The sequence below is a fragment of the Wolbachia endosymbiont of Anurida maritima genome (genome assembly GCF_042182995.1).
Taxonomy (GTDB): domain Bacteria; phylum Pseudomonadota; class Alphaproteobacteria; order Rickettsiales; family Anaplasmataceae; genus Wolbachia.
The window spans coordinates 641,412-666,484 of record NZ_CP102058.1 but is presented as its reverse complement, the minus strand read 5'-3'; the positions used below and the strand labels follow the sequence as shown (position 1 = coordinate 666,484).

Annotated in this window: 33 protein-coding genes and 2 pseudogenes; 11 read left to right on the top strand and 24 right to left on the bottom strand. The window is 33.8% G+C overall.

What is annotated here, in order from left to right; all coding sequences use genetic code 11:
* Nucleotides 1-17 precede the first annotated feature (17 nt).
* From NOX90_RS03695 to NOX90_RS03675, 5 genes and pseudogenes are all read right to left on the bottom strand, one after another.
* The gene (locus NOX90_RS03695; RefSeq protein WP_375604548.1) at nt 18-1,244 is read right to left on the bottom strand and encodes an IS256 family transposase; all 1,227 of its coding nucleotides are present in this window, start codon (nt 1,242-1,244) and stop codon (nt 18-20) included.
* 87 nt (nt 1,245-1,331) lie between these two features.
* A complete protein-coding gene (gene ltrA / locus NOX90_RS03690; protein WP_375603644.1) occupies nt 1,332-2,654 on the bottom strand; it encodes a group II intron reverse transcriptase/maturase in 1,323 nt (440 codons plus the stop codon).
* Nucleotides 2,639-3,067, bottom strand: coding sequence for a hypothetical protein (locus tag NOX90_RS03685; protein ID WP_375603645.1), 429 nt, complete (start codon nt 3,065-3,067; stop codon nt 2,639-2,641). Before NOX90_RS03685 ends, ltrA begins: the two co-directional genes overlap by 16 nt.
* A 186-nt stretch (nt 3,068-3,253) precedes the next feature.
* Nucleotides 3,254-3,910, bottom strand: a complete 657-nt coding sequence (locus tag NOX90_RS03680) for a RadC family protein (protein WP_375604547.1) — start codon at nt 3,908-3,910, stop codon at nt 3,254-3,256.
* Between the two features lie 171 nt (nt 3,911-4,081).
* Nucleotides 4,082-4,459, bottom strand: a pseudogene (locus NOX90_RS03675) (helix-turn-helix domain-containing protein); the annotation flags it as partial.
* On the opposite strand from NOX90_RS03675, the gene NOX90_RS03670 reads away from it, so the two are divergent.
* Both NOX90_RS03670 and NOX90_RS03665 read left to right on the top strand, forming a co-directional pair.
* Nucleotides 4,414-5,274, top strand: a complete 861-nt coding sequence (locus NOX90_RS03670; RefSeq protein ID WP_375604597.1) for an MBL fold metallo-hydrolase — start codon at nt 4,414-4,416, stop codon at nt 5,272-5,274. The pseudogene NOX90_RS03675 and the gene NOX90_RS03670 sit on opposite strands and share 46 nt — an antisense overlap.
* Before the next feature lie 35 nt (nt 5,275-5,309).
* On the top strand, nt 5,310-5,582 hold the full coding sequence (locus NOX90_RS03665) for a transposase (protein WP_375604546.1): 273 nt from the start codon (nt 5,310-5,312) through the stop codon (nt 5,580-5,582).
* Between the two features lie 105 nt (nt 5,583-5,687).
* On the opposite strand, the gene NOX90_RS03660 is transcribed toward NOX90_RS03665, so the two are convergent.
* The 10 genes from NOX90_RS03660 to NOX90_RS03615 all read right to left on the bottom strand — a co-directional run bounded on the left by NOX90_RS03660 (nt 5,688) and on the right by NOX90_RS03615 (nt 13,945).
* Entirely contained in the window at nt 5,688-7,223 is a 1,536-nt protein-coding gene (locus tag NOX90_RS03660) for an ankyrin repeat domain-containing protein (protein ID WP_375604545.1), read from the bottom strand.
* Nucleotides 7,224-7,264: 41 nt separating this feature from the next.
* A complete protein-coding gene (locus NOX90_RS03655; protein WP_375604544.1) occupies nt 7,265-7,405 on the bottom strand; it encodes a hypothetical protein in 141 nt (46 codons plus the stop codon).
* Nucleotides 7,406-7,415: 10 nt separating this feature from the next.
* The gene (locus NOX90_RS03650) at nt 7,416-7,799 is read right to left on the bottom strand and encodes a transposase (RefSeq protein ID WP_375604573.1); all 384 of its coding nucleotides are present in this window, start codon (nt 7,797-7,799) and stop codon (nt 7,416-7,418) included.
* Nucleotides 7,800-7,816: 17 nt separating this feature from the next.
* Nucleotides 7,817-8,182: a transposase gene (locus tag NOX90_RS03645; RefSeq protein WP_375603639.1), complete on the bottom strand. Its 366-nt coding sequence runs from the start codon at nt 8,180-8,182 to the stop codon at nt 7,817-7,819.
* 12 nt (nt 8,183-8,194) lie between these two features.
* Nucleotides 8,195-8,584, bottom strand: coding sequence for a hypothetical protein (locus NOX90_RS03640; protein ID WP_375604543.1), 390 nt, complete (start codon nt 8,582-8,584; stop codon nt 8,195-8,197).
* A 483-nt stretch (nt 8,585-9,067) separates the two neighbouring features.
* Nucleotides 9,068-11,050, bottom strand: coding sequence for an ankyrin repeat domain-containing protein (locus NOX90_RS03635; RefSeq protein WP_375604542.1), 1,983 nt, complete (start codon nt 11,048-11,050; stop codon nt 9,068-9,070).
* A complete protein-coding gene (locus NOX90_RS03630; protein WP_375604541.1) occupies nt 11,047-11,937 on the bottom strand; it encodes an ankyrin repeat domain-containing protein in 891 nt (296 codons plus the stop codon). Before NOX90_RS03630 ends, NOX90_RS03635 begins: the two co-directional genes overlap by 4 nt.
* Nucleotides 11,938-11,990: 53 nt before the next feature.
* Nucleotides 11,991-12,272: an ankyrin repeat domain-containing protein gene (locus NOX90_RS03625; protein WP_375604540.1), complete on the bottom strand. Its 282-nt coding sequence runs from the start codon at nt 12,270-12,272 to the stop codon at nt 11,991-11,993.
* A 134-nt stretch (nt 12,273-12,406) separates the two neighbouring features.
* Nucleotides 12,407-13,354, bottom strand: coding sequence for an IS5 family transposase (locus NOX90_RS03620; protein WP_375603607.1), 948 nt, complete (start codon nt 13,352-13,354; stop codon nt 12,407-12,409).
* 138 nt (nt 13,355-13,492) lie between these two features.
* Nucleotides 13,493-13,945: an Hsp20/alpha crystallin family protein gene (locus tag NOX90_RS03615; RefSeq protein ID WP_375604539.1), complete on the bottom strand. Its 453-nt coding sequence runs from the start codon at nt 13,943-13,945 to the stop codon at nt 13,493-13,495.
* A gap of 228 nt (nt 13,946-14,173) precedes the next feature.
* Here NOX90_RS03615 and NOX90_RS03610 point away from each other — a divergent pair, with 228 nt between their 5' ends.
* The 3 genes from NOX90_RS03610 (at nt 14,174) to NOX90_RS03600 (ending at nt 16,288) form a co-directional block, all read left to right on the top strand.
* Nucleotides 14,174-15,445 carry an MFS transporter gene (locus NOX90_RS03610; protein ID WP_375604538.1) on the top strand — a complete coding sequence of 424 codons (1,272 nt, stop codon included), beginning with the start codon at nt 14,174-14,176 and terminating at the stop codon, nt 15,443-15,445.
* Between the two features lie 122 nt (nt 15,446-15,567).
* Nucleotides 15,568-15,768 carry a transposase gene (locus NOX90_RS03605; RefSeq protein WP_375604537.1) on the top strand — a complete coding sequence of 67 codons (201 nt, stop codon included), beginning with the start codon at nt 15,568-15,570 and terminating at the stop codon, nt 15,766-15,768.
* Nucleotides 15,761-16,288, top strand: a complete 528-nt coding sequence (locus NOX90_RS03600) for a transposase (RefSeq protein WP_375604536.1) — start codon at nt 15,761-15,763, stop codon at nt 16,286-16,288. The genes NOX90_RS03605 and NOX90_RS03600 overlap by 8 nt, the downstream gene beginning before the upstream one ends.
* Before the next feature lie 302 nt (nt 16,289-16,590).
* Here NOX90_RS03600 and NOX90_RS03595 read toward each other — a convergent pair whose 3' ends face one another.
* The 6 genes from NOX90_RS03595 to secG form a co-directional block, all read right to left on the bottom strand.
* Nucleotides 16,591-17,358 carry an IS5 family transposase gene (locus NOX90_RS03595; protein WP_375604163.1) on the bottom strand — a complete coding sequence of 256 codons (768 nt, stop codon included), beginning with the start codon at nt 17,356-17,358 and terminating at the stop codon, nt 16,591-16,593.
* A 37-nt stretch (nt 17,359-17,395) separates the two neighbouring features.
* The gene (locus NOX90_RS03590; protein ID WP_375604535.1) at nt 17,396-17,554 is read right to left on the bottom strand and encodes a hypothetical protein; all 159 of its coding nucleotides are present in this window, start codon (nt 17,552-17,554) and stop codon (nt 17,396-17,398) included.
* A gap of 82 nt (nt 17,555-17,636) precedes the next feature.
* Nucleotides 17,637-18,806: an IS4 family transposase gene (locus NOX90_RS03585; RefSeq protein WP_253303197.1), complete on the bottom strand. Its 1,170-nt coding sequence runs from the start codon at nt 18,804-18,806 to the stop codon at nt 17,637-17,639.
* Nucleotides 18,807-18,959: 153 nt separating this feature from the next.
* Nucleotides 18,960-19,367, bottom strand: a complete 408-nt coding sequence (locus NOX90_RS03580; RefSeq protein ID WP_375604596.1) for a nucleoside deaminase — start codon at nt 19,365-19,367, stop codon at nt 18,960-18,962.
* A 40-nt stretch (nt 19,368-19,407) separates the two neighbouring features.
* Nucleotides 19,408-21,012 carry a CTP synthase gene (locus NOX90_RS03575; protein WP_375604534.1) on the bottom strand — a complete coding sequence of 535 codons (1,605 nt, stop codon included), beginning with the start codon at nt 21,010-21,012 and terminating at the stop codon, nt 19,408-19,410.
* Entirely contained in the window at nt 21,012-21,332 is a 321-nt protein-coding gene (secG, locus tag NOX90_RS03570; protein WP_375604533.1) for a preprotein translocase subunit SecG, read from the bottom strand. Before secG ends, NOX90_RS03575 begins: the two co-directional genes overlap by 1 nt.
* 144 nt (nt 21,333-21,476) lie before the next feature.
* Between secG and NOX90_RS03565 the strand changes: the two genes are divergently transcribed.
* From NOX90_RS03565 to NOX90_RS03540, 6 genes are all read left to right on the top strand, one after another.
* Complete coding sequence (locus NOX90_RS03565) at nt 21,477-22,016, top strand: gamma carbonic anhydrase family protein (RefSeq protein WP_375604532.1); 540 nt, start codon at nt 21,477-21,479, stop codon at nt 22,014-22,016.
* 37 nt (nt 22,017-22,053) lie between these two features.
* A complete protein-coding gene (locus NOX90_RS03560) occupies nt 22,054-22,419 on the top strand; it encodes a transposase (RefSeq protein ID WP_375603639.1) in 366 nt (121 codons plus the stop codon).
* A complete protein-coding gene (locus NOX90_RS03555) occupies nt 22,362-22,820 on the top strand; it encodes a transposase (RefSeq protein ID WP_375604575.1) in 459 nt (152 codons plus the stop codon). Before NOX90_RS03560 ends, NOX90_RS03555 begins: the two co-directional genes overlap by 58 nt.
* A gap of 102 nt (nt 22,821-22,922) precedes the next feature.
* A complete protein-coding gene (locus tag NOX90_RS03550; RefSeq protein WP_375604531.1) occupies nt 22,923-23,078 on the top strand; it encodes a hypothetical protein in 156 nt (51 codons plus the stop codon).
* Entirely contained in the window at nt 23,071-23,262 is a 192-nt protein-coding gene (locus tag NOX90_RS03545; protein ID WP_375604530.1) for a hypothetical protein, read from the top strand. Before NOX90_RS03550 ends, NOX90_RS03545 begins: the two co-directional genes overlap by 8 nt.
* A gap of 434 nt (nt 23,263-23,696) precedes the next feature.
* Nucleotides 23,697-24,647, top strand: a complete 951-nt coding sequence (locus NOX90_RS03540) for an IS5 family transposase (RefSeq protein WP_375604529.1) — start codon at nt 23,697-23,699, stop codon at nt 24,645-24,647.
* Between the two features lie 24 nt (nt 24,648-24,671).
* On the opposite strand, the gene NOX90_RS03535 is transcribed toward NOX90_RS03540, so the two are convergent.
* From NOX90_RS03535 to NOX90_RS03525, 3 genes and pseudogenes are all read right to left on the bottom strand, one after another.
* A complete protein-coding gene (locus NOX90_RS03535) occupies nt 24,672-24,815 on the bottom strand; it encodes a hypothetical protein (RefSeq protein ID WP_375604528.1) in 144 nt (47 codons plus the stop codon).
* Nucleotides 24,764-24,904, bottom strand: a complete 141-nt coding sequence (locus NOX90_RS03530; protein WP_375604527.1) for a hypothetical protein — start codon at nt 24,902-24,904, stop codon at nt 24,764-24,766. The genes NOX90_RS03535 and NOX90_RS03530 overlap by 52 nt, the downstream gene beginning before the upstream one ends.
* A 51-nt stretch (nt 24,905-24,955) precedes the next feature.
* Nucleotides 24,956-25,057 (bottom strand): annotated as a pseudogene (locus NOX90_RS03525) (hypothetical protein); the annotation flags it as partial.
* Nucleotides 25,058-25,073: the final 16 nt, after the last annotated feature.

Sequence of the window (25,073 nt, the reverse complement as noted above, 5' to 3'; positions counted from 1 at the left end):
TGTGTCAAACCGCATTTTTAGTTCAACTCAATTTTCAATCTGCCGGGAAAGAAGATATCAAGTTGAGATATAGTTAAAGCCCAATTAGGTATAGCCATAGTCCAATTTTGCTCTGCCTTTTTTATAGCACAATATACCTGTTTGTACAAGGCATTTGTGCTGGTAAATGAACCCTTGGTTTTAGTGAATTTTCTGATCTGTCTATGTAGCCCCTCAATAGGATTGGTAGTATAAATTAGCTTCCTAACTGGACCAGAATACTTGAAATAACCGGACAAATTTTCCCAATTGTTCTGCCACGATTTTACAACCAATGGGNNTCCCCATTTTTCTTCCAACTCAAGCAAATAATTCTCGGCAATTTCTCTGCTTGCAGCACGATATATTTTTTTCAGATCATTCATGAAAACTTTCACATCTTTGCTCGATACATATTTCAGTGAATTCCTTATTTGATGCACTATACATAGCTGTACTTCTGCTTTANNGCTATTTATAGCTGCAGGAAAGCTTTTNAGCCCATCTACACATGCAATCAGAATATCTTCTACTCCTCTTTCTTTGAGGTCATTTAGCACTCCCAACCAAAAGTTAGCTCCTTCACTTTCAGCCAAATAAAAGCCCAGGACTTCTTTTCTGCCATTTTGGTCTATGCCCAATATATTATACATACATTTACTTACACAATGTCCGTCCTCCTTGACCTTAAAAAACATTCCATCCATGAACACTATCGGATATACAGATTGCAGCGGACGACTACGCCATTCATTGATTATAGGCAGTAATTTGTCGGTAATACTTGATATCTCTGCAACCGATATTTTGTGATCATAAATTTCCTCTACATGCGATGCTATATCTCTGTATCCCATACCACTGGCAAATGTGCTCAAAATCTTCGTTTCAAGCTCTGGATGTAGGCTTGTTTGCCTTTTTTTGACTATTTGTGGTNNTCCTTCTCTATCTCTTGGCGTCAAAAGCTCAAATGACCCTGCACTTGTCCGCAAAGTCTTTCCATTTCTCCCATTTCTTCGATTATTTTCTTCGCTTTCAGCTAACAAGTGGTTTTCTATTTCACCTTCCAAACTTACCTCTAGCAGCTTTTTTATAAACGGTGTTAATGCTCCATCTCTTCCTGTCAAAGGTCTTCCTTCTCGTATAGACGACAAGATATTTGTTTCTAATTCTTTATAATTTACCAAAGTTCTGTTTACTATTTTTTGACGTTCGGTAGAAGTCATAGTCCTATCCCCCTTGATTGAGTTTTGCTTCTATAACTCCCCCACAAGAACCGTGCATGCAGCTTTCCCGCACACGGCTCCACAATATTAGCGTTCACGACATACCTCCTGTGTATATAAGGAAAAACATATTTTTGGTTTTGGTGGTGGATTGACTTGTGTATAATGCATAAATTGTTCCCAATTCATGCTCTTTTTCTGGCTACGTCGGTTTATCCACTTAAACGTTAGCTTCTTTACTGCCCAATTAAACTTATTGAGCCATCGATAATTTCCGCTAATCCCGAAGTAGTTATAGTGTCCTCTTAGTTTGGCTTTGAGTATTTGCCACCAGTCTTTGAGACGAATAAGATTCCGAACCGCTTTCAACCACTCTTTGATTTCTTTAATCTTTCTGGCTAGGCTTATTTTTGAAGTTTTCTGCTTCATCATAAGTCTGCCATTTCGACTTTTCCCACAATAATGTGTAAATCCCAGAAAATTAAAGCTTTCCGTCTTTCGTTTCTCTCTTTCTGCTTGATACCATTCTTTCTTACCAAACTTTACTATTTTTGTTTTATTTTCAGATATTTCCAAACCAAACTTGGCTAATCTTTGTTTCAATGATTCTAGAAATTCTTTAGCGTCTTCCTCACTTTCACAGCACACCAGAAGGTCATCTGCGTACCTGACTAGCTCCATATACCCCTTAGATTCTTGTTTTACTTCCTTTTCAAACCATAGATCTAGTACATAGTGTAAATATATATTTGCCAATACAGGGCTTACTATTCCTCCCTGAGGTGCTCCTTGTGTGGTTGCTTCATAATGTCCAGCTTCGATGACTCCAGCCTTAAGAAATTGCTTTACTAGCCACAATAAATTTGGGTCAGATATTCGTTCCCTTACGCATCTCATCAGCCATTTATGTTGCATATTATCATAGAACTTCTTGATATCCACTTCTACAACGTAGTTAATTGGTTTGTGCATCACTGCTTTATCTAGTGCTTTGACTGCTTGATGACAGCTTCTACCAGGGCGAAAACCATACGAATTGTCCAGAAAGTTTGCTTCATAAATATTTTCCAATATCTTCTTTAACATTATCTGTACCAACTTTTCTTCTGTTGATGGTATTCCGAGACCGCTCTTTTCCTTGCTTCCAGTTTTGGGTATGTATACCCTTTTCACTGGTTGCGGTCGGTATTGCTTTCTCTTCATACTATCCACTAGCGTTTTAAGTTTCTCCTCTAGGTTTTCTCCATACGCCTCCACTGTCACTTGGTCTGCACCACACGCTTTGTTACGTTTTAGTTCCTTATAACACTCTGCAAGATTCTCCTCATTGATAAGGTGTATCAGCGATGTAAATTTTACCCGCTTATCTTGCTTCGCTCTTACCGCTATCTGGTTTAGTTTTCCTTGCATATTCCTCCAATCTCTGTTGTATCGGTATTGCAATCCTCATTCCAGTTGCTATATTGCTGACCGCTTCCCCTTGTATGTGGCTTTCCCACACTCTGAGTACTATCAGTCAGTCCGACTTCCTTTGTATCTTTCGTTGGTCCTTGCCTTTGTTGACTTGTTCCAGCATACCTTAGTAGGAATACAAAGGATCTCCCAAGTTCATTTAGGCTCCATCTCAATACATGATACGGCCTCGGATCCCGATAGAGTGAGTGATAACTTGCCTTATCGTTACCCCTCATGCTGTCTTCCACCACATGAACAGTGTCGACCTCTATAATGTTGGCAATTTCGGAACTCAATACCTTTACTTTCGTTGCACCCTGTATTGTCCATTCCATTAGCTTTACTACGCTCGTTACCTTACGCAGCATAATGGTCTGTTCTAGGCTGTTGGCTAGACTTTGCCTAGGTTGGATTTTCACCAACTGTTTTCTAAACGCTTCCCTTGGCGCACCCATATTAGCCTCCGCTATTAAATATACTTTCTAAGTGTATAGTTGTTATACACTCTATTACTCATTATAAATTATAGTGAGTAGATTTGCAAATACTTTCTGCTATAACAGTCCGTTTTCTCTAAAGCTAAAATAGCCTCCACTTGTGATGATAATATGATCAAATAATCTAACGCTTACAGTACTACATGCTGCTGCTAAGCTCTTTGTTACTGCTTGATCTTCTTCTGAAGGTTCTAAACTTCCCCCAGGGTGGTTATGTGACATTATTATGAATGTTGCATTCTTTATTAATGCTTTTCTTGTAATTTCCTTTATGTATACTGGTGCTTTTTCCATTTCACCAATATAGAGTTCTTCTCCGATTAGCTGGCGCCTGTTATTCAAGTACAGTATTTTTACACATTCCCTTTCTGAGTGGCCTATACTTACGTTTAAATATTCTACTAGCCCTTTTAAGTCCATTATTGGCTCACCCTTGAGCTTTTCTCTAAGTACCCTTTCTAGCGTTTCCCTAACGCACATAATCATTGCTACTGCAGAATCAGTCACTCCTTCTATAACTTTCAGGTCATCCATTTCTCGACCTAAAATCTTTCCTACTCCTGTATAGCTATTCACCAGATTTTTAGCAATTTCTTGAGCTTGTGGCCTTTCATGTACTGCACTTAGAAACGTTTCCATTATTTCACGATCAAGTAGTGCTTTGCCTTTGCTTTCTAATATTCTGAATTCTATTTCTTCTTTACTTTTATTCATATAATTTACCTTTCACTAACAACAAACTTTTTTTATATATTTACTGCTGTTTTTTTATCAGCATTGGCATAAGGCCATAGCTTTCGAGTGAAGTCAAATCAATTTCTCAATCTTTTTTACTTATTTTTTCATCAAAAAGTAAAGATATTAATAGATACTGATTTTTTTATTTTAAATTTGTTGAATTTCGTCTAAAGAGATGCCTACTGTTTTCAAAATAATATTGATAGAAATTCCTTTTTTTACTAAGTCTTTCGCAATTTTTACTTTTTCCGCTCTTTTTACTTTCTCCTCGCAAATCCGTATGCCTTCAAACAGAGATTTCATTAGTGCATTACTTGGCTTTCAATCTTTTTGTATTCTTCAATTAAATTCGGTAATTCATTTTCTACTATCTCATCTTCTTCTATTAGCAGATCTGTAATACTAATTGATAATGTTTCTGCTATTCCATATAATTTATCAAGTGGAACAGCAACCCTTCCTTGCTCATAGTTCGTGGCGTGTTGTACCCATTTTCTTTGCTAAATCTTCTTGAGTATACTCCCGCTAGAGTTACGGGATCTGATCTTAGGGTCTCTTATATTGGACATGTTACATTTCTTATCCAAACAAATGGTCTTAATATTCTTACTGATCCAGTTTGGTCTGATAGAGCGAGTCCTGTTAGTTTTGCTGGCCCAAAGAGAGTAACAGATCCTGGGATTAAATTTGAGAATTTACCACCTATTGATATTGTGTGGATTAGTCATAATCACTATGATCACTTAGATCTTGTAACTATTAACTCATTATGGAAAAAACATAAACCACGTATTATTACTCCTCTTGGCAATGATGTAATAATAAAAACCTACAATTCAGAAATAAAGGTTGAAGCTTATGATTGGGGAGATCAGGTAATAATTAATGATCATGTAAAATTCCACGTAGAGCCTATGCAGCATTGGTCAGCAAGGGGGTTATTTGACTGGAATAAAGCTTTGTGGGCGGCACTTAACATAGAAACCAATTCAGGTAATATATATTTTGTAGGCGATTCTGGGTATGGTAAAGGGCGATATTTTAAAAAAGCAAAAGAGAAATTTGGTAAATTTCGTTTAGCCTTACTTCCCATGGGAGCTTGTGAACCAAGATGGTTTATGAAATATGCACATATGAATCCTGAAGATATGATTATGGCTTATATTGACCTTGGTCAACCCTTTACCATACCTTCGCACTATGATGTATTTAAACTAGGTTATGAAGCAAGAGGTGAGGCTTTAGTTAATTCAGAAAAGGCAAAAAAGCTTTTGTCTGTAGGAGAAATGATAAAACCTATTGAACCAGGTCAGTTTTGGTTAGTACCTGAAACCCTATAATGGACTGAAAAAATTAGACAAAAAAGCAGGTATTTTTGTTTCTCAATAAGTATAGAATAATAAATAAAATTAAAGAGAAACAAATGGATAAAAAACAAATTAAAAATTTTAGTGCAGAAGCAAAAACTAAAATAGTATTAGAGATGTTAAAAGAAGAATCAACAATAGGTCAGTTATCGGCCAAATATGAAGTAACGGCTAAAACTATGCAAAACTGGAAACGACAATTTTTAGATAATGCGTCATTGGCATTTGAGCCAGCAAAAGCTGTTAGTAATACCAAACTTCGTTATTGGGAAGACAAATAGTACATATTATAAATTTGCTTAAACTCCGCAATTACAGGCAAAAGGGCTATTTTAAATTTGTCTTATTATTATGAGACTTGGTATTACATATTCCATATACAGGAGCTAAACTTCAACAAAGCTAGACTTTGCAGATGTAGTTGCTTCACACTGGATTCTATTCTCTCCAATTTTAGCACTTGGCTTTAATACCATATATGTAGTGCCACCAACCGCTAATGCAAATGTCGTAACTGCAGCAACCGCTGTCACTATAGGCAGCAGTCCAACTGTAAATACTGCTGTTGCAAAAAGGGTTGTCGCTACAGTTATACCTAATGCTCCTGCTGATCCGCCACTAACAACACTCCACTTGGTTGCATTATATTCTTGTTGTTTTATTTCTGCTTCCCCGAAAAGCTGTATTAAACTTTCATCTGTAGCTAACTCCCTTGGAGTTTTACCATTAGCGTCTTTCAATAAAGGATTTTCCCCTTCTGCCAGTAAAGATTCTACTACTTCTGTGCAGTTATAAATAGCAGCTAAATGTAAAGGAGTACGACCTTTTAGTAACGTATGTGTTCTGTCTTCTACTACACATCTCACTAAACTATCTACAACTACTTTCATGGTTGGTTCTTTTGCCATTAAGTATCTAACTATTTTTGGATAATTCTTATAGAAGGCATTATGTAAAGAAGTATTTCCATCCTTGTCCACTAAATGAATATTTGCTCCTTTTTCCACTAGAAGTTTTACTATTTCTATATAATTATTATTAGCAGATAAGTGCAGAGGAGTATCTCCGACTTTATTTACTGCATTAAGATCTGCTTCTTTTTCCACTAGAAGTCCTGCTATTCCTATATGACCTTTAACAGCAGATAAGTGTAAAGAAGTATTTCCATCTTTGTCCACTAAATGAATATCTGCTCCTTTTTCCACCAGAAATTTTACCATTTCTATATTGCCATTGGCAGAAAACAAGTGCAGGGGAGCATTTTCGTCATGACCTTTCTTATTAATATTTGCTCCTTTTTCCACTAGAAGTTTTACTATTTCTATATAATTATTATTAGCAGATAAGTGCAGAGGAGTATCTCCGACTTTATTTACTGCATTAAGATCTGCTTCTTTTTCCACTAGAAGTCCTGCTATTCCTATATGACCTTTAACAGCAGATAAGTGCAGAGAAGTATTTCCATCTTTGTCCACTAAATGAATATTTGCTCCTTTTTCCACTAGAAGTTTTACTATTTCTATATAATTATTATTAGCAGATAAGTGCAGAGGAGTATCTCCGACTTTATTTACTGCATTAAGATCTGCTTCTTTTTCCACTAGAAGTTCTGCTATTCCTATATGACCTTTAATAGCAGATAAGTGCAGAGGAGTATTTCCATTGTGATCTTTTACATCAACATTTGCTCCTTCTGCAAACAGTAATTTTGTAACATTTGCATCTCCGAAATTCGCAGCAAAATGTAATAATGTATATTCTCTTAAGCTATGGTTAGAGTCATCTTGTACCTTAAAAACATAATTTATATCGAGCCCGGATTTTTTCCATTGATCACACTCACCCTTTATGTGTTGTATGCTATTCCTCTCTTGATCTAATTTCTTGAGCTTGTTCTCATAATCTAATTTCTTGGATGTCATAAAACATTCCGCTTTGCTAAATTCACTATCATATTTGCTCTTTAAGTCACTTTTTTTTGTTCCATACTAGATTGTAATGTGCTAGATTTACTATCGTATTTGTAGTCTAATCTACTCTTCTCCCTTTCTATATCAGATTGTACTTCTATAAATTTCTTATCATATGCACTCTCTAAGAGCATGTCTTCAAACTCAAGAATGAGCTAATTTGTGAAGCATAATAGTGATCATATTAAAAAAGATGTTATTTTTTGAAGTGAGAGGAGAATGCTCATAATCCTTACTCATACGTCTAAAATTGGAGAGCCAAGCAAAGGTTCTCTCAACAATCCAACGTTTAGGAATAACCTGAAATCCTGTATCAACTACTTTCTTGGTAATCGTCAACAAACATCCAGTTTCCAATAAACAGCGGTTTTGCAATTTACCTGTATATCCTTGATCAGCAAAAAACTTACGTAATGTTGGAGCTTTGCATTTGGCTTGAACAAAAAGATTTAGTGCACCATCACGATCTTGAATGCTTGCACTGTGTACTTCAGCAGCAATTACAAGACCTAGAGTATCTACAACGATGTGGCGTTTTCTACCCTTTACTTTCTTGCCAGCATCATATCCTCTGGATCCCCTTTTTGAGTGGTTTTTACTGATTGACTGTCAATTATTCCTACTGATGGAGTTTCATTCTTACCAATTATCTTTCTTAGTTTTTTAACTAGAAAATCATGAATTTCTTGCCATATTCCACTTTTTTTTAAACGCGAATTACAACTATACACGGTTTTCCATGGTGGAAAATTCTTAGGTAGTTGTCTCCATTGACAGCCTGTTCTCATCACATACCTTATTGCATCGATAATCGTTCTGATACTGTGTTTTCTTGGTCTGCCGGTCTTTTTAGGTTCAAAATATTGCTCTATCATCTTCCATTCTTTGTCACTTATATCGCTTGGGTACATTTAAAATATATCTTATAACACACTTCTTAACTCCTTTCTACTTAGTTTGAAGACATGCTCTAAGCCATTTTTTTTCTCATAATCTTTTTGTGCAAAAATAATATTTTTATTACTTTCTAAAAGCAAACTCTGTATCCCTTTGTTATAATCTGAATTCAACAATTGTATCTCCTTGTTATAATCTGAATTCAACAATTGTATCTCCTTGTTATAATCTGAATTCAAAAAGTACATTTCTCTGTTAATAGAGTTATTAGAGTGATTAATTTCATCTAACCTTGTTGAACTATATTCTCGTAACTCATTTTCTATCTTTGTAGTTATGTCATTGCTACATATACTTGAATTATTCTCTATTCCTTGCAATACTGTTTCAAATATATTTTCCGTAAAATCTATCACACCACGCCTCAAAATTAAAACATATGGTAAAATTATACAGGTACTTAGTAAAAAAAGCAAGTTTTTGCTTGTCAGTTCTAATTTCTTATATTCTTTTCTTCTGTCTTTTTCTTGGTTATATATATATCTTTATGTAGATATTAAAACAATATTTCTACTATTTTACAAATTGACCTTATCCATAAAAATGGAAAAAAAGTTAGTATTTTTACAAAAAGTACAGTGCCAATAAAAAGGAGTTTATTCTACTCAGAGTACAAAACTATCACAAATTTTTTTTGCTATTCCAAAACAAATAATTGTTAATTCAGTAGTATATATTACTAAAAACGCAAGCAATACAACCATTTCCAGCGCCCAAAACCAGCAAGCGTGAGAAGTGTTTTTCTTGGAATGGATTGTTCTGGCACCAAACACAACCAAAATTGGCAGATCTGAAAAGAGAATAAATTAATTAATAATTTTACATCAATTTAGGCAGTTTTAGATGTGTGCAAAACTTTTTAAGCTCTCCTTTTTGGAATTAAAAAAACTTTCTAACTCCATGCAACTTTTTGGAAGCTCAATATTAGGTTCCTTGCTAGGCATTTCACTGATTAAAAAATATGCTCCTGGAACGCTAGCAAAACAACAAGCCATATATATACACATCGACAATCCTAAAACAATACAAGCAGTAGATGCAATGGGTACAGCATCAGGAAGAAGAGCTATTAAAGATACTGAAATAGAACCTATAGCACCAGGAAGAGTCGACAATATCGCATAGTGAACATATTCATTAACTTTATTATCTATTTGAATTTTAAGCTTTTGTTCTGTGTCTAACGCATTCTTATGTACATCACTACGAAATTCTCTGCATTTGGAAATTGCTTGATTTACATTTTTTATATACTGTGTCAAATTAAAGATTTTCTTTTCTTTAACTTGAATTTGCTCCTTTAATTTTGAAATCTCTTCTTTTGTGTTGTGAATAACTTGCTTCAAAGGTTCAACCAGCTTACTTTTATTTTCAATATCTTGTTTGACGTTTTCAAGCTTATTTCTTAGATTTACAATATATCCCTTTCTATCTTCAATCTCTTCACTTAAATCCGTAGTAACTAAATCACAATTACTATTCAACTCTTTTATTGTATCATTTTGTATGTGAAAACTAGCATTACTTTGTATCAAAGGGTGTACTTTACTCTCTGAAAGCGTAATTTCTGAAAGATTAATACTATCCTTATCAAATATTTTACTCATATTAATTTTAAGATAAACAAACCATACAAGACTGACCAAGCAACATGCAGCAGATGATAATGGTAATGCAACTGAAAAAGTTTCAAAATACATGATATACGGAAATGTAAGTATAAAAGCCAAAGTTCCTGCTGCGCTTAAACAAGCACAATATCTCACACTAGTATAAGTTTTTTGTTGCTTATCTCTGAGCTGTTTTTCTATATCTAAAGCACCCTTTTGTATACTTTCATAAAGCCCTCTTAACTTTTGGCTGCTCTCTTTTACACTTTCTAGATTGTTTGTTAAAGTTAAAATATCCTTCTCTTTGTTTTGCAAAGATCTTGTTAACTCTATAATTTGTGTTTCTTTGCGTTGTTTCTGCTGCTTTGAATCTAAAACTTCCTCTTCTATATCTTTAAGCCCTTCTTTTCTGAGGCAAAGGTTACGTTCTAAATCTATGATTTCCTTATCTTCATCATTAAGGCCAGCACTTTTTCCACCTTTTCTCTCTAAATATCTGCAAGTATAATCATTACCTACATATTTAGCACGATCAAATAAGCTGATTCCATTTCTTGATTGATTAACATCTACATTAAATATCTCTACTATATTTTCAATAATTTCACGATCTTCTATATGTTCAACATAAATCACACCGATTAAATAATTCCTTAAAGCTTGTTCAATTTCCGCTTTTACCTCTGGTTCACAACAATTCAACCAAGTTTTTCCTTCGTAATTTTTGCAATCAACCATAAATCGCACATCGTCATCAATAAGGTCAAAACAGCTTACTAACTTCAAAAGTGGTGTTAATAAGGATATAAGTCGATTTTTTACAATAAGATGTAGTAATGTATCTCCATTTTTATCAAAACAATTAATATCAACACCTAAATCCAAAAGTCTTTTCGCTTCTTTTATATCCCGCCTAGAAATAGCGCTCAATAGATCTCTTCCTTTACCTGCTTTTGGAAAACTATCATCCAAATTACTGAGTGGGTGAGTAGATAAAATTCTTTCAAAAACACTTACATAACGAACATTGTGCTTTCTCAAAAGATCCCTAGCTGTATCTAGCTTATAGATAGGAGTAGGAAGTTGCAAAGACATTATACGTTCGAATGCTCTATTTCTTTCGCTCAAGTCAAGACGACTACCAGCATAAGAACCACCAATCGATTTTATAGGAACTTCTCTATTTGCTTGCTCAAGTACTTTGTATCTCACCGCTCCTCGTAAGCACGTCTTTCATTTTCAGTCAAGCGCTCTTTACTTTGAGCATTAATATCTATATCCTTGTGGTGAATAAGCAACCTTACAATTTGTTTATAATTTTCAATGTCACATGTTCCCACTTTTATAATAGCAAGCATTAATGGTGTATAACCATCATCATTGAATGCATTGACATCAGCTCCTTTTTTGAGAGCTTTTTTTACATAATCTACGTTACCCAAAGAAATAGTAGCAAACAATTTCTCATTTAGACTTCTATAATTACTATCCCAATAATTTGATAACTCTTCATTTGTATTAAGAATGCTTGGCTTTTCAATATCTCGATCTTCTAGAAAAGGTTTTACCAACATATTCTGAATTAGAAGCTTTGCTACTTCCACCATGGAATCTTTTACAGCTACATCGAGAGGAGTATTTCCATCTTTATTTTTTATATAAAGATCAGCATCTTTTTTTATAAGAAATTCTACCACCTCTATATTATTTCCTTCTACAGCTACATGTAGAGGAGTATTGTTATTGTGATACTCATCTTGAAGATTGATGTCAGCACCTTTGTCTATGAGAAGTTTTATTACATCAGTAACTGGTTGTTGATAGGTATTATAATATCCATATGTGTGTCCCAAGTGTTGTGGAGCACAACGATGAAGTAAAAATTTCGTTCGCTTTTCATTATTTACCTTTATAGCATTGTTTAGATAAGTACCTACAAATCTACTACAGTTAAGAAGATTTATAAATTTACCTTCACCGATAGTACTTATTCCAACATCTAAACGTCTTATTTCAAGAATTCTACCATCTAAAAGTCTTCTTACTGCACCTACATCATCTTTTGTAATTGCATCTGATAATTCTGATAAAAAATCCACAACCACCCAGCCATAATATAATATTTTATTCTACACTAATTTGATATAAGAAGTCAATACAAGTTTACACCTGCTCCATTTTTCAAAAGCAACTTTACAATTTCTGTATACCCACTATAAGCAGCTACCTGTAAAGGTGTCTTTCCTTTATCATCCTGAACATTTGGATCTACACCTTTTTCAAGTAGAAGTCTTGTTTTTTCTAAATTGTGAACTTCTATAGCCCAAAATAGCGCTCTTTCTTGTGATTTCACATTTTGTGACTTTACATCAGATGCAAAAAGTAAGAATGTTAAACATATAGCACTCATAATAGATTTTATAACTTTTTTCATAAGATATTTTATAATATTTCAATAAATTAAATATGCCCTGTAAAATTAAAGAAATCGTAAAAGTGCACAGAAGGATATTGACCTTGGCCGGCTTTGTTGCATGGCTACCAATGAGAAGGTGTGATGTAAGGGATTTACGAGGCAAATTCGAAAATAGGCATACCGATATCAGTAAATTTGTTAATCAAGTAGCATTTTAAGATCATCTCTTGAGAACGATTTATTTTGGATTTATTCTTAAAACTAAATCCAAATGTTTTTTTAACCCTAAAGAAAAAACTCTCAATACGTGATCGTGTTCCATACCTTGTCTTCTTTTTCCACTGACTTAAATTGTATGCTTTTCTTATATTGATGTTCTTATTTCGTTCCGATAAATGATCTATATCATTGTAGATTTTTGCATTTTTTCTCGGCTTTATTATGGGTTTTAAATTATACTTATTGCATAACTTATATAAATTTGCTGTATCATAAGCTCCATCTGCACGAAGAGACTTAATCTTATAGATATCACCTATTTCTTTTAGTATTTCCGATGCTGATACGCTATCATGTGAAAGGAAATTAGTATATCGAGTTGTTATTGCCTTTTTACTGTTTATATCTAAAGCAACATGTAGCTTTCTTGCTTGATTTCTACCATTATATTTCCTTATCTTGGCATTATCTTTGTTATGTTGAGTGCTGTTGCTATAAATATGGATTACTGTACTATCTATAGCAATTTCAATATTCTCCATATCATTTTTATCTGTTCTGTGATCACACAGTTTCAAATTAAGTTTGTTTAGTCGGCGACAAGCCTGTGAATAGCTCATCACTTGCAGATTCTTCCCTATACCTTCTAAATATCCTTTTATGAATCCAACTGCTTGCCTTAAACCTATTCTAAATAGATTAACAATTATATGTATTGCAATGACAACTTTATCGCTGTAAATGTTATTTCCACCTGCAACCTTTTCTGAAATTTCATACCAGTTTTCTATAGCTTCATCAATGAAATGAAAGACATTTCCTCTTTTTTCTAAAAATTGATTATACTCGTTATTGTTACTGACTTTCATTTTCTGTGGCATACACTCCCTAAAGCATTCATTTTTCAATAGAGTAACCACTTCTTTTTTAATTTTCTCTCTTTTTTTCTCCTATCTCTACTCGCTATGCAACAAAGCCCCAGGCAGAGCAACTTTTATTAAGAAACCCTGCCTTGAAACTTAACTTATATCTATTTTCTTAACAGATGATTGTGCTGACTTTCGTATTGTTACTTCCAGCACTCCATTGGAAAAACTTACTGCTATATTTTCTTTATCTGTATCTAATGGTAAATTAATAGCCCTATAAAATGAACCGTATGACCTCTCTAAGCAATAATATTTTCTTTCTTCAGATTCTTTTTCATACTTTTTTTCACCTTTGATGTTTAATGTATCACCTGAAATACTAACATCTATATCCTCTTTACATATACCTGGTAACTCCATGGATAAACGGTAATCCTTATCAGTTTCATAGAAATCGCAAGTTGGCAATAAGTTACCATTCTTATCCAAAACTTCACATTCCCTAAAAAAATTATTAAACATTTGATTAGCAATTTTTTGTAATCTATTAAAACTCATATCATCGCGATATAAATCTCTTTTCCAAAGACTAATATTACTCATATCACCTCCTTAAGGATAAAGTCGACATAAAAACCAACTATATTGCAGAGTAATGTAAAAAAAAATAAATGCAATAAAATAAATTAGATTAAAAAAAATATTTTAAAGAAATGAATTGGTTGGAATCTATAGTAGGGTCTGGCCAATTTTATAACGTAAATTTTAAATACCATTTACTAAAATTTAAAAAAGTAGTAGAATATCAAAATTAGAATAAATAGCAAGCAAGTGCAAAATCACCAGATTAAAGAAGTACTAATATCAAGCTTGTTATGTAAATTGGCTATATGGTATGATTACATGCTTTTTATTGATTTAATCAATATTATTGGCAGAGAATTTTTTCCTAAAGCAAATGCTTATCAGAATTTACTTAAGATATTTGGAATATTTGCGCTTGGTGCTTTCATAAAACCAATAGGTGCATTTATATTTGGTTATATAGGTGATAAATATGGAAGAAAAATTTCATTATTTATCTCTATTTTGTTAATATCAATTCCTTCTAGTTTTATCACATTTATTCCAAGTTATGAAAGTATAGGTATACTTGCACCTATATTAATTATTTTAATACGAGTAGTGCAAGGTATTGCATTTGGTGCTGAGCAAGGAAGTTCTGTTTATTTAATAGAGCATTCAGCCGATAAGAAAAACTTAGGTATGTTTTTTGGAATAGTGGGATTAGGTAAATCTTTAGGTATTCTGCTTGCTGCAATTGCAATAATTATTTGTAAAAAAACTACTAGTTTTAATATCTGGGGATGGAGAATACCTTTCGCTTTCTCTTTTATTTTAGGATTAATTAGTGCATTCAGTAGGTATAAACTAAAAGAAACGCTAGCATATCAAACTAATAAAAGTGTGGGTAATTTATCTAGTACACCAATTTCTGAACTTCTGAAGAACTACAAAAGGACTTTAATATTGGCGATCTTAATTTCTATTCCTGCTAATGTTATTGTTGGTTTCATAATATTTTTTCGAGCGCTTACAAAAGAAATAGTATTAATGGATACATACTCTACTACATATATTAATGAAGTTGCTTTAATTGCAAGTAGCGTATTGATACAAATGGCTGCTATTATCTTTGGAATATTATCTGACAAAATAGGAAGAGAAAAAGTTGCAATTCCATGTATTATAACATCAATGTTAATGTATTGCCCTATGTTATTTATTGCATACCATTGTAAAAATTATCTCATTATTACCTTAAGCATAATAATCCTTTCTGTAATAGAAACTGGCGTTACGCCAATCGGTATAATTGTTTCTGAATTGTTTCCTACTAAAGTTAGATTTAGTGGCGTTAGCTTATCGCGTAATATCTCATCAGCATTATTTGGAGGATTGACTCCTATTGTATGCACATGGTTAACTATGAAGTTTACTCAAGTAAATTTTGTAGCTGGAATTTATGTGGTGTTTTGTTTATCAGTAAGCTTAATAGCAATGCTAAAAGTAAAACCACAAAATAAAAAGCTTGATTGGTAAAATATATTTACATCCACACAAGTTTTTGGTTATTTAAACGTTCGAAAATATTACTTATAGTAAGAGCTTGTTCGGAAACTAGTAAAAGGCTATAATATCTGAAATTTTAGTACGGGGTAAAGATGAGAAAAAAGTATCCAACAGATCTAAGCGAAAGGGAATGGGCAAGAATAGAAAAACACTTCAGAGTATCATACAAGAAAGGAGGAAGGCCGCCAAAGTATAGCAAAAGAGAAATATTAGAAGCAATTTTCTATGTATTGCGTACAGGGTGTCAATGGCGGTATTTACCAAATGNNTCCGCTATGGAAGACTGTGTATGAGCAGTTCAGGCAATGGAAGAAGCAGGGAATTTTTGAGAAAATGAATTATGAAATTACAAAATATAGTAGAAGAAAAATAGGAAGGAATGAGCAGCCGAGTGCCTGTATAGTAANNTCAATCTGTAAAGACTACAGAAAAAGGGGGATCAAAGGCTATGATGGAAGTAAAAAAGTAAAGGGTAGAAAAAGGCATATAATTACAGACACTCAGGGTTTTATACTAGGTTGTTACGTAGGTGCTGCTAACGAAAATGATAGAGATGGTATTAAAATAGCATTAAACAATATGAGAACAAAATATGCTAAAGTTAAAAAAATGTGGGCTGACATGGGATACCAAGGAAGAAATTTAAAGAATCACATAAAGGAAGAATATGACATAGATATTGAAATTGTTAAAAGGCCTCCATGTAGATTTTGGGTGCATAAAGATACGCCACCTGAGCTACTACCAACAAGAGAACAAGGGTTTAAAGTACAGCCAAGAAGATGGGTTGTAGAAAGGACTTTTGCTNTGTAATAGGAATAGAAGGCTATCGAAGGAGTATACAACATCCACTGAGAATTTCATATACCTAGCTATGAGTAGGGTTATGTTAAATAGGGAATATGCTTGAATTTACTAGTTTCCGGACAACCTCTAAAAGAAACTCTAGCTTATCAAACCAATAAAGCAAAAAATAATCTATCAACTTCACCAATTCTTGAACTGATAAAAAATTATAAAAGACCTCTAATACTGACAGTTGCTATATCTATATCCTCTCACATTATTGTTGGCTTTATTATATTTTTTCGAGCTCTAAGAGCATGTCTTCAAACTCAAGAATGAGCTAATTTGTGAAGCATAATAGTGATCATATTAAAAAAGATGTTATTTTTTGAAGTGAGAGGAGAATGCTCATAATCCTTACTCATACGTCTAAAATTGGAGAGCCAAGCAAAGGTTCTCTCAACAATCCAACGTTTAGGAATAACCTGAAATCCTGTATCAACTACTTTCTTGGTAATCGTCAACAAACATCCAGTTTCCAATAAACAGCGGTTTTGCAATTTACCTGTATATCCTTGATCAGCAAAAAACTTACGTAATGTTGGAGCTTTGCATTTGGCTTGAACAAAAAGATTTAGTGCACCATCACGATCTTGAATGCTTGCACTGTGTACTTCAGCAGCAATTACAAGACCTAGAGTATCTACAACGATGTGGCGTTTTCTACCCTTTACTTTCTTGCCAGCATCATATCCTCTGGATCCCCTTTTTGANGTGGTTTTTACTGATTGACTGTCAATTATTCCTACTGATGGAGTTTCATTCTTACCAATTATCTTTCTTAGTTTTTTAACTAGAAAATCATGAATTTCTTGCCATATTCCACTTTTTTTTAAACGCGAATTACAACTATACACGGTTTTCCATGGTGGAAAATTCTTAGGTAGTTGTCTCCATTGACAGCCTGTTCTCATCACATACCTTATTGCATCGATAATCGTTCTGATACTGTGTTTTCTTGGTCTGCCGGTCTTTTTAGGTTCAAAATATTGCTCTATCATCTTCCATTCTTTGTCACTTATATCGCTTGGGTACATTTAAAATATATCTTATAACACACTTCTTAACTCCTTTCTACTTAGTTTGAAGACATGCTCTTAGACCTTTAAATATAATCTTGCCCAACAATTTAGTATTACATTTATCTACTTCACTTAATTTTCCTAGCCTTTCTAAATCCTCATCTTTTATTAAATTTAGTACTCTTTCTATTTGATCCATTATTGCCTCCATTTTCTTGCAATAATAGTTCTTTATTCTTTTTTTGTGTTACTTTCAACACTTATGGGGGTAGTGGGCATAAGTGTTGAAAGTATCAAAAATAACGTGATATGAGATGATCAACGGCATGTAAATTACCTCCCGACAGTAAAACAATCGAACGTATAAAAGAGTCATTTAGATCCAATGTGAATTGCAGTAATGCTATTTTGAACCCATGTAGATTATTTTTGATTTTATAAACAAGAAATAACAAAGCCGTAATAATAATCATGTAAATATACACCTTCATGCCATTCATAGTATGGCTTAAAAAGTGCTTATATCCAAGATTTTGCTTTATAAATTTAAAGAACACTTCTATATCCCATCTGCGCCTATATAGCTCTGTTACTTCATAAGCTGGCATTTCAAACAAGTTTGTCAAAAACCATATTTCATCTCCAATTTTATTTCTGATTTTTATTAGCCGTAGATCATGCTTTTCTGCCACTTTACCTCGTGCACGATAAAGATTAACTATTATATCTTCTAAAATCTCTGATCCATCCGATTTTTGTTCTCTTATAACTTTGTTCCTGCTTATAACATCATGTTTTCTTCCCACTTTAACTCTTGTGATAAATTTGTACTCCTTTTCATCAAATTCGGCAAAAGTTCCAACTTTTCTGATTCCTCTATCAAATAATAAAATATCCTCTTTTTCAACTTTAGCTTCATTAATTGCTCTCACTAATGCTATATCTTCACTACTTTCTTCTTGTCCTTTACAAAATCTTATACTTGTCGGCAATTGATCCTTTAATCCTACACTCACTTTAACTTGACTGTCGTTACTTTTACCGCCTATTTTTAGCCCATCTTTTATGAGATATCCCGATAAATTTATGATCGTCGAATCAAACTTATGTAAGTTATTTGATGTTTTTTGGGGTAATAGCTTTTTAATCTTGCTCATCAAATCAATATATACTCCCTTAAAATATTCTGGATTTATAACTTTTAACCTTTTTGACAAACCACTGTATGTTACTGTACTTTTATCGCTATTCTTATCCATTATACACCTGTTTATTACCATTTCTAGCGCTCTTAGGCTTGTTTTTTGCCCCATTAATATTAACTTCATTAGACCTTTAAATATAATCTTGCCCAACAATTTAGTATTACATTTATCTACTTCACTTAATTTTCCTAGCCTTTCTAAATCCTCATCTTTTATTAAATTTAGTACTCTTTCTATTTGATCCATTATTGCCTCCATTTTCTTGCAATAATAGTTCTTTATGTCTTTTTTGTGTTACTTTCAACACTTATGGGGTAGTGGGATGACACCCTGCTGGTGAGACAATATTTGTATAGTTGTACGTCACGCGCTGGAATGACAGAGAAATCTAATTGAAATTGTTAGACCTAATTAGGTTCTTAGTTTCTCAAAAAAATCCTTTAACAAAAAAGAGCATTCTGTTTCTAATATCCCACCATAAACTTCAGGTATATGGCTGCAAAATTGAAATATCTTAGCACCATTTTCAATTCCTCCACCTTTTGGATTATAAGCTCCAAAGTACAATCGTTTAATTCTGGCAAAGGAAATAGCTTGAGCACACATCGGACATGGTTCTAATGTTACGTACATCTCAGCATCACAAAGCGTGGAAGTTGAAAATGCTTGTCTGATTGCTAACATCTCTGCATGTGCAGTTGGATCATTGGATATATTGTGTGCAGAAGAAACAACATTGCTTCCACTAACTATTACAGCACCTATGGGAACCTCATCATTTTTCTGAGCAAGTTTGGCTTGCTCTATGGCAAGCTCCATATATTGATACTTGAACACTTTCCTTTGCTAATCTTCTTTTTTAAATTTTATTAACTGCTGCCTTAATAAATGATACAAAAAGAGGATGAGGAGAAAACGGTTTTGATTGAAACTCTGGATGAAACTGCACACCAATAAACCACGGATGACTCTCTAACTCCACTGCCTCTACACATGTTCCATCTTCTGATATGCCACTGCATAGCAGCCCATTTTTTTCCAAATCATCTTTATAATCTGAATTGATTATGTATCTATGCCTGTGTCTTTCTGAAATAGTAGTGTTACTATATGCATCCATCATTTTAGAGCTTGCATTTATATTACATTTGTATGCTCCAAGTCTCATGGTTCCACCAAGATCGTCATCTTGATCGCCAGCTAACTTAACGATTGGATGTTTACAGTTATGAAATTCTTCAGAGTGTGCATCTTCAAGCTTAACAACATTACGAGCAAACTCAATAATTGCAAGCTGCATACCAAGGCAAATTCCGAAAAATGGGATATTATTTGTACGGGCATAATTTATTGCTAATATTTTACCCTCTACTCCGTCATCACCAAACCCCCCTGGGACAAGAATTGCATGAGAATTCTGTAATTTCTCTCCTATAAGTTTTTCATTTATAGGTTTTTCTTCCTTCTCTCTTGAGTTAACCCAATTTATCCTTACTTTGACTTTATTACTAATCGCACCATGATTTAGCGCTTCAACTAGTGATTTATACGCATCAGGGAATTCGGTGTATTTTCCCACTATAGACACAGTAACTTCCTGTGTTGGGTGCCTTATGGAATGCACTATTTGATCCCATTCAATCAAGCTTGGTTTTGGCTCACTTAAATGAAAGTGCTCCAAAATTTGCGTATCAAGCCCACATTGGCTATACAACACCGGTAACTCATATATATGACTCACATCAGGAGCAGGTATCACATTGGACAAAGAAACATTGCAAAGCTTAGCTATTTTCTCTCTCTGATTATCGAAAATTTCTTTCTCACTGCGGCATAATATAATATCTGGTTGTAACCCCGCAGAATTTAACTCTCGAACTGAATGCTGCGTTGGTTTTGTCTTTAATTCTTGCGCTGCGGTAAGATATGGTATTAAAGTTAAGTGAATCAGGATAACTCTTTGTTTTCCTAATGTGTAGTTAACTTGGCGTATAGCCTCCAAAAATGGTTGGCTTTCAATATCACCTACAGTTCCGCCTATTTCACATATTACAAAATCTAAACCTTCCGTACCATTAAAAATGAACGATTTGATCAAATCTGTCACATGAGGAATGACTTGCACAGTTTTGCCCGAATAATCACCACGCCTCTCTTTCTTCAACAACTCATGATATATCTTACCAGTTGTTATATTGTCATCTTTTGTTGCTTTAATTCCAGTAAAACGCTCATAATGCCCAAGATCCAAATCAGTTTCAGCACCATCCTCGGTAACAAATACCTCTCCGTGCTGAGTTGGGTTCATTGTCCCAGGATCAATGTTGAGATACGGGTCAAGTTTTCTGATACGGATCTTAAAACCATAAGCTTGAAGAAGCGCACCAACGCTTGAAGCAACTAAGCCTTTACCAAGCGACGATACAACTCCACCTGTGACAAAGATAAATTTAGCTTCCTTCATTAATTTTCAAATGGAACAGAAGTAGATTCACTTTCTTGCTTTTTTTCTAATATAATTTTTTCTGCGATCGATTTTTTATGTACGTCTTTTGAACATAATCCTGACAATAGCAATGTGTTTATAATAAACAATCCAGCAACAATAGCCGTTATTCTGCTGAGCGGGTTTTCAGAAGATTTCACTGGAATCATCGAATTGACTCCCTGTTGTGTATTACTAAAACCACTTAACGGACTACTTCCAGGCGGCTGCAAGAGCACTAAAATTACTAACACAACAACCAATATTATTTGAAATATACTTAATACCGCTACTGACATTATAGATAAGGCTGAAAATAAAAATCTTAGCAGTACAAAGCACGTAAGTCAAGAACATCTGTCACCCAAGTAGTTTGAAATCTAAGTATGTATTTACTGCTTACCTTATTTTGATTAACATATGCATAAGACTTTGGGCTTAATATGTATCACATTTTAAAATACAAAGATTATGAACCAAAAATAGACGAAAGTGCTTTCATCGCAGGTGGTTCGCATATCATAGGCAAGGTTAAAATAGGAAGAGATGCAAGCATCTGGTTTAATTGTGTAATCAGAGGAGACGTTGGATCAATAAAAATAGGTAATGGAACAAATATTCAAGATGGAACGGTAATTCATGTGGATAGAAACCCAGGTGGTGACACAATTATTGGTAGCATGGTAACAGTGGGACATTTTTGTATGTTGCACGCATGCACGGTGCATGATAAAGCGTTTATTGGTATGGGCTCTACCGTGATGGACCATGCAGTTGTGGAGCCTGAAGCTATGGTAGCTGCTGGCTCACTGGTAACACACGGAAAAGTGATAAAAAGTGGGGAAATATGGGCTGGCAGGCCAGCAAAATTCTTCAAAAAAATGTCGAATGAAGAAATTAAACATATCACGCAGTCGGCAGGCTTTGTTGCATGGCTACCAATGAGAAGGTGTGATGTAAGAGCATGTCTTCAAACTAAGTAGAAAGGAGTTAAGAAGTGTGTTATAAGATATATTTTAAATGTACCCAAGCGATATAAGTGACAAAGAATGGAAGATGATAGAGCAATATTTTGAACCTAAAAAGACCGGCAGACCAAGAAAACACAGTATCAGAACGATTATCGATGCAATAAGGTATGTGATGAGAACAGGCTGTCAATGGAGACAACTACCTAAGAATTTTCCACCATGGAAAACCGTGTATAGTTGTAATTCGCGTTTAAAAAAAAGTGGAATATGGCAAGAAATTCATGATTTTCTAGTTAAAAAACTAAGAAAGATAATTGGTAAGAATGAAACTCCATCAGTAGGAATAATTGACAGTCAATCAGTAAAAACCACTCAAAAAGGGGATCCAGAGGATATGATGCTGGCAAGAAAGTAAAGGGTAGAAAACGCCACATCGTTGTAGATACTCTAGGTCTTGTAATTGCTGCTGAAGTACACAGTGCAAGCATTCAAGATCGTGATGGTGCACTAAATCTTTTTGTTCAAGCCAAATGCAAAGCTCCAACATTACGTAAGTTTTTTGCTGATCAAGGATATACAGGTAAATTGCAAAACCGCTGTTTATTGGAAACTGGATGTTTGTTGACGATTACCAAGAAAGTAGTTGATACAGGATTTCAGGTTATTCCTAAACGTTGGATTGTTGAGAGAACCTTTGCTTGGCTCTCCAATTTTAGACGTATGAGTAAGGATTATGAGCATTCTCCTCTCACTTCAAAAAATAACATCTTTTTTAATATGATCACTATTATGCTTCACAAATTAGCTCATTCTTGAGTTTGAAGACATGCTCTAATAAGAAGATTTAATGAAATCCATAACTTTACTGAAGAAGAAGTTAAAAAACTGAGGGAATATATATTAATTGATAGCAATACTATGTTTAACAACATGTCCAATGTAGATAAATATATGGATGCATTATCTAACTTAATTAAAAATCCTGCATTAAGCGTAAAAGAAATATTTGGATTTAACAATCGCGTTGTAGTGATAACCACACAGGACTGCTTTAATAGATTTAATAATGAGTAAAAAACTACAGCCAGAGGAAGCAAGGGGAAAATCTTGTAAAGATTTAGAAGAACTTATTTGCACAGAATATAAAGATAGTTACCCAGTACCATTGAAGCTGCTGCCCAAAAAAAAAGCACCTGAAAGCAAAGTTGAAGATGTTTCGTTAAGTCAACGTGAACATGAACCTGCAATGAGTAAATAAATTCTACCTATCGTGTGTCAATGTAGTTAAGAAATTAGTAAATGTTGACACACTTAACTTATTTTGATACAATCAGTAGAAAGCCAGTATTAAGGTGAAGCATGATGAAGATCAAAGATTTTAGAGTACTATTTAACAGAGTTAGGCTCATATGGATTAGATTAAACTCCCGCTTTTTTCTTTCCTTTTATATTTTTGTTCACGGAGCCTAAGTCACAATTTCCCTTGAAAGGAAGATACAAAAAAACAAACGAGCCTTCTTCTTAATTTAACACATATGCTTTCAACTACAATTTTTATATTCCTTCATTAACATAATATAATTTTGTGCCGACTGGGCTTTGTTGCATAGCGAGTAGAGATAGGAGAAAAAAAGAGAGAAAATTAAAAAAGAAGTGGTTACTCTATTGAAAAATGAATGCTTTAGGGAGTGTATGCCACAGAAAATGAAAGTCAGTAACAATAACGAGTATAATCAATTTTTAGNNAAAAAAAGAGGAAATGTCTTTCATTTCATTGATGAAGCTATAGAAAACTGGTATGAAATTTCAGAAAAGGTTGCAGGTGGAAATAACATTTACAGCGATAAAGTTGTCATTGCAATACATATAATTGTTAATCTATTTAGAATAGGTTTAAGGCAAGCAGTTGGATTCATAAAAGGATATTTAGAAGGTATAGGGAAGAATCTGCAAGTGATGAGCTATTCACAGGCTTGTCGCCGACTAAACAAACTTAATTTGAAACTGTGTGATCACAGAACAGATAAAAATGATATGGAGAATATTGAAATTGCTATAGATAGTACAGTAATCCATATTTATAGCAACAGCACTCAACATAACAAAGATAATGCCAAGATAAGGAAATATAATGGTAGAAATCAAGCAAGAAAGCTACATGTTGCTTTAGATATAAACAGTAAAAAGGCAATAACAACTCGATATACTAATTTCCTTTCACATGATAGCGTATCAGCATCGGAAATACTAAAAGAAATAGGTGATATCTATAAGATTAAGTCTCTTCGTGCAGATGGAGCTTATGATACAGCAAATTTATATAAGTTATGCAATAAGTATAATTTAAAACCCATAATAAAGCCGAGAAAAAATGCAAAAATCTACAATGATATAGATCATTTATCGGAACGAAATAAGAACATCAATATAAGAAAAGCATACAATTTAAGTCAGTGGAAAAAGAAGACAAGGTATGGAACACGATCACGTATTGAGAGTTTTTTCTTTAGGGTTAAAAAAACATTTGGATTTAGTTTTAAGAATAAATCCAAAATAAATCGTTCTCAAGAGATGATCTTAAAATGCTACTTGATTAACAAATTTACTGATATCGGTATGCCTATTTTCGAATTTGCCTCGTAAATCCCTTAGAGCATGTCTTCAAACTCAAGAATGAGCTAATTTGTGAAGCATAATAGTGATCATATTAAAAAAGATGTTATTTTTTGAAGTGAGAGGAGAATGCTCATAATCCTTACTCATACGTCTAAAATTGGAGAGCCAAGCAAAGGTTCTCTCACAACAATCCAACGTTTAGGAATAACCTGAAATCCTGTATCAACTACTTTCTTGGTAATCGTCAACAAACATCCAGTTTCCAATAAACAGCGGTTTTGCAATTTACCTGTATATCCTTGATCAGCAAAAAACTTACGTAATGTTGGAGCTTTGCATTTGGCTTGAACAAAAAGATTTAGTGCACCATCACGATCTTGAATGCTTGCACTGTGTACTTCAGCAGCAATTACAAGACCTAGAGTATCTACAACGATGTGGCGTTTTCTACCC